We start from the raw sequence: 18195 nt of genomic DNA on the forward strand, positions 1-18195 counted from the left end.
TTTGAGTGAGTTAAATGATATAATTGATATTAATACAATCAGATCTATTCTACCTCACCGTTATCCATTACTGCTGGTAGATAGGATTGAAGACCTTAAAAAGGGTGAGTCTATTCTAGGAATAAAAAATGTAACCATAAATGAGGAGTTTTTTCTGGGACATTATCCGGAAAGACCGATTATGCCCGGAGTTTTAATAATTGAAGCGATGGCCCAGGTGGCAGGTATTTTAATTTATTATAGTTTTGATGATATGGAAGATAAGCTGCCTATTTTTACAAGCATAGATAAAGCTAAATTTAGAACTCCAGTCACACCAGGAGATCAATTAAATATAAAGGTTGAAATAGTAAGACTTAGAAAAAGAATTTCTAAGGTTAAAGCAAAGGCTTATGTAGAAGATCAAATTGCTGCAGAAGCCCAAATGATGTTCACATTTGAGGACAAATAGGGAAGGGGAATGATCGTATTGGCAGCTGAAAAGAAAAAGGGGAAAGTGCTCCATATGAATCAAAATATTCATGAAACAGCTATTGTGGCTGATGGAGCCAAACTAGCAAAAGATGTTAAAGTAGGACCTTATTCTATTATCGGCGAAAATGTCGAAATAGGTGAAGGTTCTGTTATTGGACCCCATGTAGTTATTAAAGGTTGGACTACAATCGGGAAAAATAATGAAATTTCACATGGAGCTTCAATTGGCTTTGAACCTCAAGATTTAAAATTCAATGGAGAAAAAACTTATCTATTTATTGGTGACAACAATATTATTAGAGAATATGTAACACTTCACCGGGGGACCGCTGATGGCGGAGCGGAGACAAGAATTGGTAACGATAATTTGATCATGGCCTACTGTCATGTAGCACATGACTGTCATCTTGGCTCTAATATTGTGATGTCAAATGGCACAAATTTAGCTGGCCATGTAACCATAGAAGATAGTGCGGTAGTATCCGGAATGACAGGCATCCATCAATTTGTTAGAGTTGGTAAGATGAGTATGGTTGGTGCCCATTCTAAGGTGGTAAAAGATGTTCCACCATATATTCTGGTAGATGGACATCCTGCTGGAGTCAATGGAATCAATGTTGTTGGCTTAAGAAGGAATGGTATTTCTCCAGAACTAAGAAAAGAAATTAAAAGAGCTTATAAGATACTTTATAGATCTAAATTAAATATTGCCGATGCAATAGAAAAGATGGATCAAGAACTTGATGCAAGTCAAGAGATAGAACATTTTCTGCGCTTTTTAAGAAATGCCAGCCGCGGAATCTGCAGGTAGGTTGATTTAGATGGCAAAAATAGCACTGCTGGCAGGCTGGGGAGATATACCTCGGCTCTGGGCAGAAAGAGCGGAGGCCCAGGGAAAAGACTTTATGGTGATCAAAATAGCTGAAGAAATTACCGCTGACTTCTCTGATTTGGACTGTAAAGAGCAGACTATTAACCTGGCAGATTTTAATCTCTTACTTGAGCTTTTAAAAAAAGATGAGGTAAAAAAATTGATTCTTTTGGGTAAAATCCACAAAGAACAGCTTTTTAAAAATTTTGAAGCTGATCTGAAGCTTAAAATGCTTTTAGCTTCTTTGCCCAACTTCAATGATGATACTATCTTAAAAGCTCTTGTTGATCAATTTGAAGGACTGGGAATAGAGGTACTACCTCAGCATTATCTATTAGAAGAGCTATTAGCCAAAAGAGGTATTTTAGCCGGTAATCCTTCAGCTGAGCTAAAAAAAGAACTGGCTTATGCTTTTAAAACAGCCTATAATCTGGGCCGCTTTGATATCGGGCAAACAGCTCTGGTTAAGGATAGAGCCGTTATGGCCCTAGAGGCAGTTGAAGGTACAGATGAGGCGATTAAAAGGGCAGCTAAATATGGTGGCCCTGGTTTTGTAATGGGAAAATGCAGTAAAAAAGAACAGGATTTTCGTTTTGATATACCTACTGTAGGTCTTAATACCCTAGAACTTCTGCTTGAACATCAGGCAGCTGGTCTGGTAATCGAGGCCGAAAAAACTTTTATGCTTGATCAGGCAGAATTCTGCCGGCGAGCAGAAAAAGAAGGGCTGGTTGTTGCAGCTGCTTCTTTTGTCAAAGGAGAATTGATCTTAAATTGCTAAATATAATGGTTTCTGCAGGAGAAGTATCTGGAGACATGCATGCTGCTGCAGTTATAAAAGAGTTAAAAGAAAAAACTGCTGCTTTAGGTGAAGAACTCAATGTTTTTGGTATGGGTTCAACTGCTTTAAAAAAAGCAGGGGCAGAGATAATTATCGATCCCACAGAGATCAGTACAATCGGTTATCTGGAGGCTTTTAAAAATCTTAGAACTCACTTTAAGCATTTAAAAAAAATGAAAGAGCTTTTAAAAGAGAGAAAACCTGAGCTTGTTTTTCTGGTTGATTATTCGGGCTTTAATCTGAAGCTGGCCAAAGCCTGTGCTGAAGAAGGTATCAAGGCTGTTAATTACTTTCCACCAACCGCCTGGATCTATAATAAGGGGCGGGCAAAGAAGTTAGCTGATTATGGCACCCATATTGCAGCTGTTTTACCGATGGAAAGAGATGTTTACCGGGAAGCAGGAGCAGAGGTCACCTTTGTCGGTCATCCACTCTTAGATCTGGTCAAGGTTGAAGGTGATAAAAACTCTATTAAAGCAGATTTTAAAATCAGAAAAAAGAAAAAAATTATTGGCCTTTTCCCCGGCAGCCGCAAAGGAGAGATCAAAGCTCTTTTGCCGGAAATCTTAAAGGCAGCCCAGAGGCTGGCTCAAAACTTTGACCACCTCAGTTTTGTCCTGGCTGCAGCAGAAGGGGTAAAAGATGAATTCTTAACAGATTTTACTGCAGATTATAATTTTGATTTAAAGATAGTAAGAAATAATAATTATAGGCTGATGGAAGCAGCCGAATTTTTAATTACTGCCTCAGGAACAACGACTTTAGAGGCAGCTATTTTAACTACACCCCATATAATAGTCTATAAATCAAGTTTAAGTACCTATCTTTTGGCCAAATATCTTTTTAAGATAGAATTTATCGGCAAACCAAATATTATTGCAGGTAAAGAAATACTGCCAGAACTACTGCAAAAAGAGTGTAAAGCAGAAAATATCTATGCTCAGGCAGAAGAATGGCTTAATTATAAGGGGCTTTTAGTAGAAGCAGAAAGAAAACTCCGCGAAGTGAAAGAAAAACTTGGAGGTGGAGGTGCGGTTAAAAAGACAGCAGAATTATTGTTAACTGAGGGAGGGCTCAAAGGAAATGGATAAAAAATATATTTTTCTGGGGCTCTTTATTTTTATGATAATAGCAATTTCGCTTTTTTTAACCCTTGATGAGGCTCCTTTTTTAGAACCTAACGAGCTTAATGAAGTAGAAGAGGGGCCGGAAGAAGAATTAGAAGATGTTAGATTCAGTATTCTCAATAGAAATCAAAACCATATCTTATGGCTTGTTAGTGAGCGGGTGGATAATTATGAGGCTGAAAATAGGATGGAACTCTATCCGGTGGAAATAGAGGTTTATGATCGTCAGGATGGCAAACTCCTCTATACCATAGAGGGAGATTTTGGTCAGTATTTCAGCCAGGAAGATTACCTTGAACTGAGGGGTAATGTAGAAATAGAGAGTGAGCGCTATTTTATCGAGACTGATGAACTCGACTATTTTTTGAATGAGGACTTTTTAGAAGGCAGGGATTCTGTGCTGATCAAAGGCAGAGATTTCACCTCCAGGGCAAAAAGATTTGATTCTGACTTGAATTTAAGAAATTTAAGACTCTATGCCGAAGAAAATGAAAAGAGGGCAGGAGTATATTTTGAGGAGCAGGAAGATGAATAAAAAATTTATTATAATTTTATTAATTTTAATAGTGATCACCATTAGCGGCAGTTTAGGTGCTGCCAGGCAGTTAACAGGTGATGAGCTTGACTTTAAAGAAAGTGAAGCCGGTCAGATCATCGAGGCCCGCAGAAATGTGGAGCTGCTCTATGATGAGCTGAGAATAACTGCAGAAGATCTAGGTATTTACCACCGCTACAGTGGAGAAATAGAGTTTAGATATAATGTGGAACTTTTTTATCAGGACTATCAGGGTAGGGCTTATGAACTGCAGGGGAACATCGAAGAAGAAGTTTTCTATTTAGAAGAAGATGCGGTTTTAGAAGCTGAAGCTAGCTACCTTGAGGCTGACAGGATAAAGATCTACCAGGCCGAAGAAAGAATAGAAGGTCATGGTAATGCCTATTTGGAATATGAGAATTTCTGGGCTGAAGCAGATCAGATCATCAGTTATCTGGACCGAGAGATAACCCACCTAAGTGGTAATGTTCGTGGGGAAAGAAATGGAGAAAGATTTTCAGCTGATACGGCAGAAATAAATCAGGCTGAAAATGAGGTAAGGCTGAGGGGCCAGGCTAAATTGAGTCTACCCGAGGAGGAAGCAAGCGATGACAATTAAGGCAGAAGGCCTGATTAAAGTATATAATAAACAGCGGGTTGTAAATGAGGTTGATATCAGGGTAGAAAGAGGTCAGATAGTAGGTCTTTTAGGTCCCAATGGGGCCGGTAAAACGACCACCTTTTATATGATCCTTGGTTTGATAAATCCTGATGGAGGTAGGATATTTTTCGATGAAGACGATATTTCTGAGCTGCCTGTTTTTAAAAGGGCTAGACGGGGAATCGGTTATTTACCTCAGGAGGCCTCTATTTTCCGCAAACTGACGGTTGGAGAAAATTTGAAAGTTATTTTAGAAAACAAAGACTACAGCAAGCAAAAAATAGAAGAGACTATTACAGAACTTTTAGCAGAATTTCATATAGAAGGGCTTAGAGATCGAAAGGGTTTTCAGCTTTCCGGGGGAGAGAGACGCCGGGTGGAGATCGCCCGTTCTCTGGCAGCTGATCCGGATTTTATCCTGCTTGATGAACCATTTGCCGGGGTAGATCCGATTGCGGTTAATGATATTCAGGATATTATCCGCTACCTTAAAAAAAGGGGACTTGGGGTATTGATTACAGACCACAGTGTTAGGGAAACCCTCTCGATTACCGATAGAGCCTATATTATGCATGAGGGAAAGATCTTGTTTTCCGGGACCTCTGAAGAGATTTCAGAAAATGAGCTGGCCCGTAAATTCTATTTAGGAGATAAATTTCAAATTTAGTGAGGTGCATCTTTTTTGAAAACAGTTGATAAATACATCTACAAAGAATTGATCGCACCTTTTTTATTCGGGGTGGCAGCTTTTACCGGTATTTTTATCGGTACAGATCTAATCTTTGAGATGACAGAATATTATATAGAATGGGGAGTAGATGTTTTAACTCTGCTCAGGCTTTTCTTTTTGAGCCTGCCGGAGATTATTATCTTAACCTTCCCTATGGCAGCCCTTTTAGGAACCATTATGGCCTATAATAGGCTCTCAGGTGATAGTGAGATAACTGCCATGAGGGCAGGAGGAATCAGTATTATCTCCATAGTTTTACCTGCTTTGATTATGGGCCTTTTAACCAGTGGGATTACAATTGCTATTACAGAATTTATAGTTCCTGGTGCCAATTATCAGGCAGAACAGATAATCCATCAGTTTAAACACGGGGAAAGAAGACCTGATACCCAGTATGATCTCTTCTTAACCCCTTTAGACAGCAGGACCAGAAGGCCCGACTATATTCTTTATGCTAAAAGTTTTAACGCAGAAAATGGCAGGATGACAGATGTTGTTTTACAGAGTTTTGAAGATGGCAGTCCCAGAAGTGTGCTTGAGGCAGAAGAAGCCCTCTGGCTTAGAGATGGCTGGAATTTCTTTAATGGCACAGTCTATTTTCTGGATAGAGATGACCGTTCACCATCTTTAGAGTTCAGCCAGTACCGCTCCCGAGAGGATATTCACTCTCCGGCTCAGGCGGGTAAACTTGGTAAAGATATAGATGAGATGAATATTAGAGAATTAAATGAACACATCGTACTTTTAGAAGAGCAGGGAAGGGCAGCTTATGAGGAGCGGGTTGAACTTCATCACCGTTTTTCTGTTCCTTTAGCCAGCTTTATCTTTGCTCTGCTGGCAGCACCCCTGGGAATTAAACCCCAGCGCTCTGCTGGCTCTGCAACAGGTTTTGGAATCAGTATTATAATTATCTTTATCTATTATGTACTGATGACTGTCGGTGATGCTTTGGGTAGTCAGGGAACAATTGAACCCTGGCTTGGAGCCTGGCTGCAGAATATAATAATCTTTATAGTAGGTTCAGGACTTTTATATAAGACGGCAAAACAATAATTTAAATTTTAGGAGGTGGAGATTATTAACGCTTTTGTAATTATCTTTTCAGTGGTGTTTTTAAGTGGTTTAATAGCCTATCTAGGTGATAAAATTGGAATGAAGATGGGTAAAAAAAGAGTCTCTTTATTTGGTCTCCGCCCCCGCTATTCTTCTATAATAATTACCATTATTACCGGTGTTCTGATCGCCGTACTTTCGATCACAGTATTATTAGGGGTTTATTCTGAGTTAAGACAGGCCCTTTTTAATATTAATGATGTTTTAAGCAGATTGGAATATTTAGATGAAGAGCTTGAAGCAAGAGACCAAGAGTTGGCAGAAAGAGATTTGCTGCTGGCCGAAAGAGATGAAGAATTAAGTGCTCTCCAGCAGACAATTGAAGAAAGAGAGGCAGAAATAACTGCCAAAGAAGCTGAGATCATTGAAAAAGAAAGAGAAATAGCAGCCAGAGATCAAGAAATTGCAGAAACAGAAAGAGAACTGGCTGATTTAACAGAAAATAGGGATCAACTTTTAGAAAGAGTAGATGAGTTAAGTGCCCAGCGTGATGACTTAGAAGCTCAAATAGATGCTTTAGAAGCAGAAATAGCAGCCTTAGAGGATGACTATGATCAGTTAAGAGATCTGGCCAATCAGCTCCAGGCCGGTGTGATCTATTATATGGGTGAGGATATGGTTTATCAGAGAGGTGAAGTAATCTACAGTGATGTAATAGAGGGTGGACGCAGTGAACAGGAAACCATTTCTGAATTAAACCGCTATCTACAGGCAGCAAATGAGGTTGCCAAAGAAAGAGAGATAGAGGTCAATGAAGAAACCGGAATGGCCTTAAGACTGCAGACAGAAGATATTTTAAATGCTGCCCGGATAATCTATAATATGGATCCAGGCTCCAAGGTTATAGTAACCTTAGTAGCCAGGGTTAATGTACCCAAAAATGACTGGCTTTATGCTAACTTCCAGCTTAATCAGGACTTCATAGTCTTTGAAGAGGGAGAATTGATTAATTCCCGAGTCATAGATGCTGAACAAAGCAGTGAAGAAATAGAGGCGGAATTAGAAAGCCTGCTGAGATCTGTCAACCAGAGAGCAATTAATAGAGGGCTTTTACCTGATGATTCAGGCCAGGTAGGCAGTATTAACTTCAGTATGTTCTATGATATTGTAAATCAGGTCAGAGATTATAGTGGTGAAGTAGAACTTAAGGTTTTTGCTCTTTCTGATATCTGGCGTGAAGATAGACTGACAAATAATTTAAGCTTCGAAATAGAGGAGATAAACAATAATGACTAAAGAATTACTATCTTTAGATCCAGGTAGAAATAAAGTTGGAACTGCTGTAATAAGCAGAGATAAAGAAGAAAAAGAAAAGACAATAGTGAGTCTTAAAGAACTTGAAGCTCATTTAAATGAGATTTTCAATAAATATCAAATAGATGAAATTATAATCGGCAATGGTACTGGAGCAGAAAAAATTATAAAAAAGATTAAAAAATTAAAAACAAATAAAAAGATTACTGTAGTTGATGAAAAATTCAGCACAGAAGAAGCTCAGGCCCGCTATCTAAGGGAAAAGCCCATGTCAAGATATGAAAAACTTTTAAGGAAATTTATTTCCTGGAAGGTAAAAAAACCCTTAGATGACTATGCCGCTCTAATCATTGCCGAAAAATACCTAGAAAAACTTGACAAAGAGGACAAATAACCTTAAAATAGACTATAGGATAGCCAAAATTTGAAGTTTTTATGAAATATCTTTGAATTAATTCTTCGTTTTTTGATTATCTTTGTTTTTTAATTATGCTTATAATCTCGAAGCTAAAATGCGGTGGAAAGGAGGTGCCCCCCGAAGCTGCGGAGTGGTAGAGATATAAGAGTTCTAAAACTTATACTTATATCAATTGGACAGATGAAGAGGAAACTAGGCAACTCGCTCGGATGTCCTCTGAGATTATATAAGTCACTTAGAACTTATATAAATTAGATCGTAAACAATCAAGGGGGATAAATAATAATGAGAAAACTTACAATAACAATAGCTTTAATGCTAGTCGTTGCATTAGCTGTTCCAGCACTTGGTGCAGGTCATGGTTCATTTTCTGACGTACCTAGTGATCACTGGGCATATGATGCTATCAATTCACTTGTCGCTGCTGGTGTAGTAGAAGGATATCCAGATGGCGAATACAAAGGTCAAGAATCAATGACACGTTACGAAATGGCTGTTATGGTTAGCCGTGCATTAGACAACATCATTGCAGAACAAGAAGCAATGGCTGAAGGTCTAACTGAAGGTCAAGCAGCAGACGTAACTGCTATCGTTGAGTCTTTAATGGAAAGAAACATGCCTGAAAGTCTTACAGATCAGCAGGCAGAAGAAGTAGCAGACATCGTAGAAGCTCTTACTTTTGAATTAAGAGCAGAATTACAAGTACTAGGTGCAGACTTAGACGCTCTTTATGACGATGTTGAAGCTTTAGAAGCTAAAGTAGACGCAATGGACGTACCAGAAGATAACATTGAATTTGGTGTAACTGTAGAAACTATCTTTGAAGTTGCAGATTATGGTGATGATGTAGGAGCAGCAATGAGATTATGGGCTGATGGTGATGCTTTAGATCTAGATCTGCCAACTTGGGATACTGATGTTGCACCCTATAATACATTAGAAGAAGCTTTAGCTGGTGAAGACAATGATTTATCTGATTTAGTAGATGCAGGTGTAGATTGGGACTGGGAAGATGCAGATGACCTTCCTTCCGAAAAGAGATTCTGGCAGGAAATTGGCTTCGATGTATATGGTAATGTAGGAGATGCTAACTTTAACTTAGAAGTAGATACACTTGTAAATGTATTTACTAATGAGAAGTCTGCATTTGGATATGCAGAAGGTGACGAGAGTGATTTCGTAATGGATAATGCTCTTTTAACTGTTGATTATGCTGATACTACTTTCATTGTTGGAGATCACTTAGATGCTAATATAGCTCGCTATTTTGTAGATGAAGAAGATCTACAGGGATTAGCAGTTGTTAAGAACTATCTAGATATTGACTGGACATTCTTAGTAGCAGGTTATGGTGAAGGCGATGATCTTGAAAATGATATCGATTTATATGGTGTAACTGCTTCAACTGATATGGACTTTGGTACAGTTACAGCTAGAGCTTATCAAGCAAGATTACCAGAAGATCAGCTTAATGTTCTTGGTTTAGCTGTTTCTGATGTTGCTTTAACTGATGTTGTAACAGTTGGTGGAGAAGTTGCATTTACTGATAGTACAGATGCTCCATTTAATAATGATAGTGACTTCCTATTTGCTGTAGATGGATCATTTGCTGTAAGCGAAGAATTAACAGTTACTGCTATGTTCGAAACTGTTGGTGAAGATTTCACTTCTTGGCAAGGCGACTTAGAAGAAGAAAATGACTATGATTTAGCAAGTGTAGGAGCTACTTTTGTATTAGATGAAAACAATACAGTTAGTGGATCATATACATGGGTAGACTATGCTCCAGGTGCTGAAGATAAGCACACTGTTGAAGTTATGTTAGAAAATGTTTATGGTGACTTCACAAACCATGCATCAGTTGAGTACATTATGAATGATACCTATACTGATGACTATGATACAAGAGTAATCGAACTTGGTACCGAGTATGTTTGGGACGAAGTAACTACTCTTGGTGCAGCATTAGTTAACAAAAGCGAAGAAGATGGTGACGATAACGTAATTAGTTATAACTATCTGAAAGGTCATATGAACAGAGAACTTTCAGAAAACACCGTTTGGAACGTTGAAGCTAACTGGATCAAAGGTGACGTTGGTGCAGCTGAAGTAGAAGGCGAAGCTAGTTCTTTAACTACTTCTCTAACAGTAAGCTTCTAAATATAGACTATAAAGAAATAAAAACAACCCGGGGGGATTGTCCCTCGGGTTTTTTATATTCATAGGAAAATATTGTTATTTATACGAGGAGGATTAGAATTGAAAATTAAAATATCTTTGTTGGTGATGGCTTTAGTTATTGCAGCTTTATTGTCGGGCAGTGCAGCTGCTTCTGATTGGCAAATCATTGGTGGTTTTAATATTACTAATGTTACCTTAGATACTTATAATAATACTATTGATCGTTTAAATACTGTTGCAGAGACAGGTGTTGTAGGTGTTAATCAGTTATTTACTTCATCTAATTTAGATAAAATGGATAATATTGATCGAGTTCCACTACTTTATTTAGGTGTTAAAAGACCTATTAATGATAGTTGGGACTTAAATATTAGATATGAATATATTTTTGGAGAAGTAGAGCAGAGTTATAATGCTGTTGAAGTTAATGAAAGTGGTATTGAAGGGCCACACGAAGGTTCAATAGCAGTAGATTTACATGGCTTAACTTTTTTAGCAGATTATAATATTGATGAAAACTGGTATTTGAGTGGTGGTTTAGGATATCATTGGGGAACTAAAACTACAGATTTTGAAGGTGCGGTTTATAATGCCTTAGATGTTTCTCCAGATAGTGATTTAGAGGCCGGGAAAAATGATTATGATCTCAGTAATGGTATCAGTGTTAGAGCTGGAGTAGGTTATGTTAGAGATTTTGCTGATAACTGGGATGTAAATGCTAAAATAGATTACCTATATATTGAGCTTGAAGACGAACAATCAGGAAACATTTACAGCCGTGGTTTTTCCTATACTATTGGTTTAGGATATGATTTTTAAATCAAATATAAAGACAAATATTTTCTAGTAGACTCCCTCTATGTCAGTCATAAGAAGGAGTCTTTTTTTATTTATCTGGACAAAAAAATCCTATTGTTAAATATTAAAAATGGTGATATAATTTCGAATCATGGAATTAAATTTTTAAATCTAGATTATATTCTCTTAGCTATTTTACGTAGGAAAGGAGGTGCCCCCGATACGTCTGTTGAGAGTTATAATAGTTCTAAAACTTAGCTTTGATTATTGGACAGATGAAGAGGAAACTAGGTTACTCGCTCTGATGTCCTCTGAGATAATTTAAGTATTTAGAACTTAAATTGATGAATTAGGAAAATCAAGGGGGATAAAAATAATGAAAAAATTAATAATTACAATCGCTTTAATCTTGGTTGTTGCATTAGCAGCTCCAGCATTTGCTTCTTTTTCTGATGTACCTGCAAATCACTGGGCCTATGATGCAATTAGTTCACTTGTTGCTGCTGGTATAATCGAAGGCTATCCAGATGGAGAGTACAAAGGTCAGCAGTCAATGACACGTTATGAAATGGCTGTTATGGTTAGTCGTGCTTTAGATAATATCATTGCAGAACAAGAAGCAATGGCTGAGGGTTTAACTGAAGGTCAGGCAGCAGATGTAACTGCAATCGTTGAGTCTTTAATGGCAAGAAATATGCCTGATACTTTAACAGAAAAACAGGCTTCTGAAGTTGCTGATATAGTAGAAGCGCTTACATTTGAATTAAGAGCAGAGTTAAAAGTCCTAGGTGCAGACTTAGATGCACTTTATGAAGATGTTGAAGCCTTAGCAGCTAAAGTAGATGCTTTGGATATTCCAGAAGATAACATCGAATTTGCTGTAACAGTTAAAACAATCTTCGAAGTTGCAAGTTATGAAGAAGATTTGGCTGCAGCTGTAGCTCTTTGGGCTGATGGTGATGCTTTAGATTTAGATCTGCCGACTGCAGAATTAAATGGTGAAAAACAAGAAGTTCCTGTAGAAGCTTGGGCAGAGTTATCTGAATCTGATATTAGTATTAATGGTGATACTTGGACTACTGATACTTTCAGCTGGGAAGACGCAGATGACCTTCCTTCTGAAAAGAGATTCTGGCAGGAAATTGGCTTCGATGTTTATGGTAATGTAGGAGATGCTAGATTCCATCTAGAAATGGATACCTTAGTTAATGTCTTTACTTCAGAGAAAAGTGCTTTTGGTTATGCAGAAAATGATGAAAATGATTTTGTGATGGATAATGCACTTTTAACTGTTGAGTATGCTGATACCACAATCAAATTAGGTGACTTATTAGATTATGGTATAGCTCGTTACTTTGTAGATGAAGAAGATCTGCAGGGTCTATCAGTTCATAAAGATTATTTAGATATCGATTGGACATTCTTAGTTGCTGGTTATGGTCAAGATGATGATGAGGATATCTATGGAGTAACAGCAGCAAAAGTGATGGATTTCGGTACTGTTACTGGTAGAGCTTATCAAGCTAGACTGCCTGAAGATCAACTTAATGTTCTAGGTTTAGCAGTTTCTGATATTGCTTTAACAGATACTGTAATACTTGGTGGAGAAGTTGCGATAACTAATTTAGATGAAACTGACTATTTATTTGCTGTAGATGGTAAATTTATGGCTAGTGATGATTTAACAGTAACAGCTATGTTTGAAATGGTTGGTGAAGACTTCGAATTCTGGCAAGATGATCTAGAAACTGAACAAGAGTATTATAAAGTTGAAGTTGGTGCAGTATTTGCTTTAGATGCAAATAATAGTATCAGTGGTTCCTATAAATTTGTTGATGCAGATTTAGAGGCAGAAGACGAAATGACAGCTAAAGTAAGATTAGATAATCTCTATGGTGATTTCAATAACTATGCTTCAATAGAGTATGTTATGAATGATGGTTTTACAGCAGATAGAGATGTTAGAGTAATCGAGCTTGGTACAGAATATGCCTGGGATGATGTTACAACTTTAGGTGCAGCCTGGGTTAACAAAAACGATGAAACTGATGGTACAAATAACATCAGCTACAACTACCTTAAAGGCCATATGAACAGAGAACTTTCTGCAAACACAGTTTGGAATGTAGAAGGTAAATGGATTAAAGGTGATGTTGGACTAGAAGAAGTTACAGGAGAAAGCAGTGCTTTAACTACTTCTCTAACAGTTAAATTCTAACTATAGTTTAAAAGCTACAAAAGTTAAAATAATATAAAATTATCTAAACGGCTAAGGTCTTTGTTTTTTAAAGACTTAAGCCGTTTTTTTCTAGTTTTAATGAATTAACTAGATTTTTTGGGATTTAAAATTCTTTCTAATTGGTAGTTTAAACAGGAAAATTCTAATCAATATTGAATTATATAAATACAGATAAGAATATATTTACTTGGGGGAATATTGATGAAAACTATTGCTTTAATTGGTGGGATGAGCTGGGAATCTTCACTTGAATATTATAGGATGATCAATCAATTTGTTAAAGCAGAGCTGGGGGAGCCGCATTCTGCAGAAATTATTATGTATTCTGTTGATTTTGCCGAATTTGAAAAGCTTCAGCATCAGGGAGAATGGGAGCTTTTAAGCGAAAAGATGATAGAAATAGCTCTGAAACTAGAAAAAGCAGGTGGAGATATACTTTTAATCTGCACAAATACCATGCATAAGATGGCAGCTGAAGTTGAGGCAGCTATCAATATTCCACTTCTGCATATTGCAGATAGTGCTGGTGAAAAGATAAAAGAAATGAATTTAGATAAAGTAGCTTTGTTGGGGACCAAGTTTACCATGGAAGAAGATTTTTATAAAAAGCGTTTAAAAGCTAAGTATCAGCTGGATGTTTTGATACCTGAGGCTGAAGAAAGAGAGATTATCCATCAGGTTATTTACAAGGAACTAATTTCAGGTATTATCAGAGCTGAATCAAGAGAAAAATTTAAAAAAATAATTGAAGCTCTTAGAAGTCAAGGTGCAGAAGGTGTTGTTTTGGGTTGTACAGAGATACCACTTTTGATAAAAGATGAAGATCTCAGCATTCCTGTTTTTTCTACTTCTGAATTACATGCTCAAAAAGCAGTGGAATTTGCTTTAAAAAGCTAATTACTTTATTGGGGGGGAGCTTAAATGAGATTTAAATTTGCCACTATTGAGGTCAAGGATATTGAGAAATCTTTTAAGTTCTATACTGATGTATTAGATCTTTCACTTGTGAGAAGGTTCAGTCCTAGAGAAGGAGTTGAGATCATCTTTTTAGAAGATCGCCAGGGAAACCAATTGGAGCTGATTGAAGAGGAAGATGTCAAAAACTATATTGAAGCTAGGGCTTCAAAAGTCCAGCTTGGTTATGAAGTTGAGAGTTTAGAGAAAACAATGCGTTTTTTAGCATCACAATCTATAGAAATTGTTGGAGGCCCGGTTGATATCCAAACAGGCAGATTTATTACAATAGAAGATCCAGATGGAGTTAGAATAGGTTTATTTGAAGAAAATAAATAGCTTAATTTTCAAAGGGCTTCACTTTTAATTATTTAGTGGGGTCCTTTCAAATTGTTAATTTTAGGAGGAAGACAGATGATTAAGTCGGCTAGATTAAATACAATAATCCATTATTTAAGTTATCTGCTATTCATTTTAGCAGCTATTTTAAGTTTTCCTCTTATACTTTCATTTGTATATGGTGAGGGTAGTGGTCTTTATCAGTCATATTATTATACTATGATATTATCTTTGCTAAGTGCTTTGCTTTTAAAAGTGGTGAGTAACAGAGGTAATAAAATAATTAATTTAACTACAGCTATGCAGCTTTGTGCAATTAGTTGGATTGTAATTTCTTTTTTTGGTGCTTTTCCCTTTGTATTTGCTTTAGAAAAATCATTGATCGATGCTTTTTTGAGTCAACAGCAGTTTTTACATCTGCTGGACTAACAGTTTTCACCGGTCTTGATTATATGCCGAATTCAATAATTTTTTGGCGGAGTTTAATGCAGTTTTTAGGTGGTCTTGGAATTTTAACTTTCTTTTTATTGATTTCTACTAGATCAGGAGGAGAAAGCTGGCATTTTTTTAGTGCTGAAGGACATAAATATAATTTTTCTAGGCCTGTACCTAATATTTATCGGACAGTTAAAATACTATGGTCAATCTATATTATTTTTGTTATAGCTGAAACAATAATTTTAAATTTATTGGGGCTTTCTTTTTTTGATGCTTTAACAATCAGTTTTGCCACTATCTCAACCGGTGGTTTTTCACATTATGATCAAAGCATAGGTCATTTTGCTGCAAATGGCTATCAGTATTTTAGAATGATAGAATATATAATTATCTTTTTTATGTTTCTAGGTGGTGTTAACTTCTTACTACATTTTCGATTATTTACTAAAGATTATGAAGAAATAAAAAACAATTCTGAGTTTAAAACGCTGCTTAAATTAATCTTTTATGGCACAATATTTATTAGCGTGATTATTATAATATTGAATACTGCAGTTGATAGTTCTGTAGAAGAGATTTTTCGTAAAAGCTTTTTTCAGGTTACTGCTATAATAACTACAACTGGTTTTAGCACAGAAGCTATAAATTCTTCTTTTTTTCCTGTAGCAGCCAGACAGTTATTTTTATTATTTATGTTGATTGGAGGTAGTGTTGGTTCTACCTCTGGAGGAATAAAGATTATGAGGCTTAATATTTTGCGGAGCCTATTTAAAAGAGAGGTTAAAAAGATCTATTATCCCAGACATGCTGTTTTACCTGTAACTGTAGATAAACAAATATTATCTAAAGATGAGATATATAGGTTAACCGGTCTTGTGACTTTTTGGTTGATTTTGATAGTTATTGGAGGGATTATTACAGCCCTATTTTCTGATTTAAATGGTCTGGAAGCTTATTCTACAATGTTTTCTGCTCTAGGGAATATTGGGCCATCTTTTGTTTCGGTTGAAAGAATGACTTCTCTTTCACCTCTGATTAAGTTTCTCTATATTATTGCTATGTTAGCAGGTAGATTAGAAATATTACCGCTGATCATCCTATTTTCAAGAAGAGCATGGAAGTCTTAAAAATTGTTTTTTGATATCTTAAAATATAATTGGTATAATAAGTTTTAGTAATTGTATTATATTTCTAAATAAAATATCAGCATCAATATATGAAGGGGGGATGGCATAAGTAGACTTAATCAATATAATCTTTTTAAACAGAAGATGAGGTAACTAGGCAACTCATTTTCGCTGTTTGTAATGGTTATATTAAGTGCTTAAGTTTAATTTAAAGAAAAATAACTGGAGGTTAAAAAAATGAAGAAATTAACACTGATAACTGCTCTGCTTTTGGTATTTGCTTTAGCTTTACCGGTCTCAGCATCATTTTCTGATGTGCCAAGTGATCACTGGGCATATGATGCCATCGATACTCTAGCAGCTGCAGGTATAATAGAAGGTTATCCTGATGGGGAATACAAAGGTCAGGAAGCTATGACTCGTTATGAAATGGCAGTTATGGTAAATAGAGCCTTAGATAATATGATGGCTGAAATCGAAGGTAGAGATGATGGTTTAACATATCAGCAGGCTCAAGAAATTTACTCGATGGTAGAAGCTTATTTAGAAGCAAATATGCCGGAAGAGTTTACAGATGAGCAGCTGGAAGAAGTTAGTGAAATGACCGAAGCTCTGGTCTATGAGCTTAGAAATGAAATGAGATTATTAGGGGCAGATATAGATGTCTTAGTTGAAGATCTAGATGCTCTAGAGGCTAGAGTGGATGCTATGGATCTTCCTGAAGATAACATAGAGTTTGCTGTAACTGTAGAGAGCATTTTTGAGGTTGCAGATTATCCAGATACAGATGAAGAAGTAGCTGCAGCAATGAGATTATGGGCTGATGATGATGCTTTAGATTTGGATCTGCCAACTTATGATGGAGATATAGTTCTGCCTGGTGATACAAATTTTGATCCTGATGCCGATGATTTTGATTGGCAGGATGGAGATGACCTTCCTTCTGAAAAGAGATTCTGGCAGGAAGTTGGCTTTGATGTTTATGGTAATTTAGGTAGAGCTGACTTTCATTTAGAACTCGATACTATTATGAATGTATTTACTGAAGAAAAAAGTGCATTTGACTATCAAGAAAATGATCAGGAAGATTTTCTGATGGATACTGCTCTTTTAAAAGTTGATTATGAGGGAGAACTTTTTAATCAATTAAGAGCTGGAGATCTTTTAGATTATAGTATTGCTCCTTATTTTGTAGATGATGAAGACCTGCAGGGGGTAGAAGTAACAGCTGATTATTATGGACTTGACTGGACATTCCTAACTGCTGGTTTTGGTGATGATGAAGTTGATGATATCTATGGTATAAGTACTACTACTGCAGTTGATTTTGCTCTAGTTACTGCTAGTGTATATCATCTAAGAGGTACAGATGGTAAAACAACAAACTTTGCTCTAGCACTTGATGAGATAGCTTTAACAGAAGCTATAACTTTAGGTGGAGAACTGGTCTTTAATGATTCTGAAGATGAGAACGATATTCTCTTTAATCTGGCCGGCGAATTTGCAGCAAGTGAAGATTTAACAGTATTTGCTGGTTTTGAAACAGTCGGTGAAGATTTCTATGCTTTTAAAGATGATCTAGCCGGGACTGAAGAAGCAAATAATGTTGATTATGATAAATTCGATCTGGGAGCAGAATATCTGCTAGATGCAAATAATACTATAACTGCTAATTATAGTCTGGTTCAAGCAGGTGATAATTACACAGTTAATGATGAAGATGAGAATAATTTTGAGCTAGCTTTAGAAAATGTTTATGGTGATTTCTTAAATCATGCAGTTTTAGAGTTTACTCAAAATGATGGTTTTGTAGATGACCGTGATGTGAGAGTAATTGAACTTGGTACCGAATATAGCTGGGATGAAGTTACTACTCTAGGTGCAAGTTGGGTAAATAAAGATATTGATACTGATACAGGCACTGAAATAAATTATAATTATCTCAAAGGTCATTTAAACAGAGAACTATCAGAAAACACAGTTTGGAATGTAGAAGCTAAGTGGATAGATGGAGAATATGAAGATGTAGATGCAGATTCAAGTTCACTAACTACTTCTCTAGCAGTTAGCTTTTAATTAAAACAATCAAGAAAAA

The 18195-nt window shown here is 36.4% G+C and carries 18 protein-coding genes; all 18 read left to right on the forward strand.

Annotation, left to right across the window (positions count from 1 at the left end; all coding sequences use genetic code 11):
• Nucleotide 1: 1 nt before the first annotated feature.
• A complete protein-coding gene (fabZ, locus tag LJ207_RS06175; RefSeq protein WP_229345206.1) occupies nt 2–451 on the forward strand; it encodes a 3-hydroxyacyl-ACP dehydratase FabZ in 450 nt (149 codons plus the stop codon).
• A gap of 9 nt (nt 452–460) precedes the next feature.
• Nucleotides 461–1285 carry an acyl-ACP--UDP-N-acetylglucosamine O-acyltransferase gene (lpxA, locus tag LJ207_RS06180; RefSeq protein WP_229345208.1) on the forward strand — a complete coding sequence of 275 codons (825 nt, stop codon included), beginning with the start codon at nt 461–463 and terminating at the stop codon, nt 1283–1285.
• Between the two features lie 10 nt (nt 1286–1295).
• Nucleotides 1296–2126, forward strand: coding sequence for an LpxI family protein (locus LJ207_RS06185; RefSeq protein ID WP_229345209.1), 831 nt, complete (start codon nt 1296–1298; stop codon nt 2124–2126).
• The gene (gene lpxB, locus LJ207_RS06190) at nt 2120–3277 is read left to right on the forward strand and encodes a lipid-A-disaccharide synthase (RefSeq protein WP_229345211.1); all 1158 of its coding nucleotides are present in this window, start codon (nt 2120–2122) and stop codon (nt 3275–3277) included. The genes LJ207_RS06185 and lpxB overlap by 7 nt, the downstream gene beginning before the upstream one ends.
• Nucleotides 3270–3848, forward strand: coding sequence for an LPS export ABC transporter periplasmic protein LptC (gene lptC / locus LJ207_RS06195; protein ID WP_229345212.1), 579 nt, complete (start codon nt 3270–3272; stop codon nt 3846–3848). Before lpxB ends, lptC begins: the two co-directional genes overlap by 8 nt.
• On the forward strand, nt 3841–4467 hold the full coding sequence (locus LJ207_RS06200) for an organic solvent tolerance protein OstA (protein WP_229345214.1): 627 nt from the start codon (nt 3841–3843) through the stop codon (nt 4465–4467). The genes lptC and LJ207_RS06200 overlap by 8 nt, the downstream gene beginning before the upstream one ends.
• Complete coding sequence (lptB, locus tag LJ207_RS06205; protein WP_229345216.1) at nt 4457–5176, forward strand: LPS export ABC transporter ATP-binding protein; 720 nt, start codon at nt 4457–4459, stop codon at nt 5174–5176. The genes LJ207_RS06200 and lptB overlap by 11 nt, the downstream gene beginning before the upstream one ends.
• A gap of 15 nt (nt 5177–5191) precedes the next feature.
• Entirely contained in the window at nt 5192–6292 is a 1101-nt protein-coding gene (locus LJ207_RS06210; protein WP_229345217.1) for an LptF/LptG family permease, read from the forward strand.
• Nucleotides 6293–6307: 15 nt separating this feature from the next.
• The gene (locus LJ207_RS06215; RefSeq protein ID WP_229345219.1) at nt 6308–7588 is read left to right on the forward strand and encodes a DUF3084 domain-containing protein; all 1281 of its coding nucleotides are present in this window, start codon (nt 6308–6310) and stop codon (nt 7586–7588) included.
• The gene (gene ruvX, locus LJ207_RS06220; RefSeq protein ID WP_229345221.1) at nt 7581–8000 is read left to right on the forward strand and encodes a Holliday junction resolvase RuvX; all 420 of its coding nucleotides are present in this window, start codon (nt 7581–7583) and stop codon (nt 7998–8000) included. Before LJ207_RS06215 ends, ruvX begins: the two co-directional genes overlap by 8 nt.
• Nucleotides 8001–8309: 309 nt before the next feature.
• The gene (locus LJ207_RS06225; RefSeq protein WP_229345222.1) at nt 8310–10184 is read left to right on the forward strand and encodes an S-layer homology domain-containing protein; all 1875 of its coding nucleotides are present in this window, start codon (nt 8310–8312) and stop codon (nt 10182–10184) included.
• A 99-nt stretch (nt 10185–10283) separates the two neighbouring features.
• Complete coding sequence (locus tag LJ207_RS06230) at nt 10284–11024, forward strand: outer membrane protein (protein ID WP_229345224.1); 741 nt, start codon at nt 10284–10286, stop codon at nt 11022–11024.
• Nucleotides 11025–11379: 355 nt separating this feature from the next.
• Nucleotides 11380–13221, forward strand: a complete 1842-nt coding sequence (locus tag LJ207_RS06235) for an S-layer homology domain-containing protein (protein WP_229345225.1) — start codon at nt 11380–11382, stop codon at nt 13219–13221.
• Between the two features lie 222 nt (nt 13222–13443).
• A complete protein-coding gene (locus LJ207_RS06240) occupies nt 13444–14139 on the forward strand; it encodes an aspartate/glutamate racemase family protein (RefSeq protein ID WP_229345227.1) in 696 nt (231 codons plus the stop codon).
• Between the two features lie 24 nt (nt 14140–14163).
• A complete protein-coding gene (locus LJ207_RS06245) occupies nt 14164–14535 on the forward strand; it encodes a VOC family protein (RefSeq protein ID WP_229345229.1) in 372 nt (123 codons plus the stop codon).
• Between the two features lie 75 nt (nt 14536–14610).
• Nucleotides 14611–14964: a hypothetical protein gene (locus LJ207_RS06250; protein WP_229345230.1), complete on the forward strand. Its 354-nt coding sequence runs from the start codon at nt 14611–14613 to the stop codon at nt 14962–14964.
• A complete protein-coding gene (locus LJ207_RS06255) occupies nt 14856–16100 on the forward strand; it encodes a TrkH family potassium uptake protein (protein WP_229345232.1) in 1245 nt (414 codons plus the stop codon). The genes LJ207_RS06250 and LJ207_RS06255 overlap by 109 nt, the downstream gene beginning before the upstream one ends.
• Before the next feature lie 237 nt (nt 16101–16337).
• Nucleotides 16338–18176, forward strand: a complete 1839-nt coding sequence (locus LJ207_RS06260) for an S-layer homology domain-containing protein (protein WP_229345233.1) — start codon at nt 16338–16340, stop codon at nt 18174–18176.
• The last annotated feature ends 19 nt before the right edge of the window (nt 18177–18195 follow it).

Origin of the sequence: Halanaerobium polyolivorans (assembly GCF_020711195.1) — a bacterium.
Taxonomy (GTDB): Bacteria; Bacillota; Halanaerobiia; order Halanaerobiales; family Halanaerobiaceae; genus Halanaerobium; species Halanaerobium polyolivorans.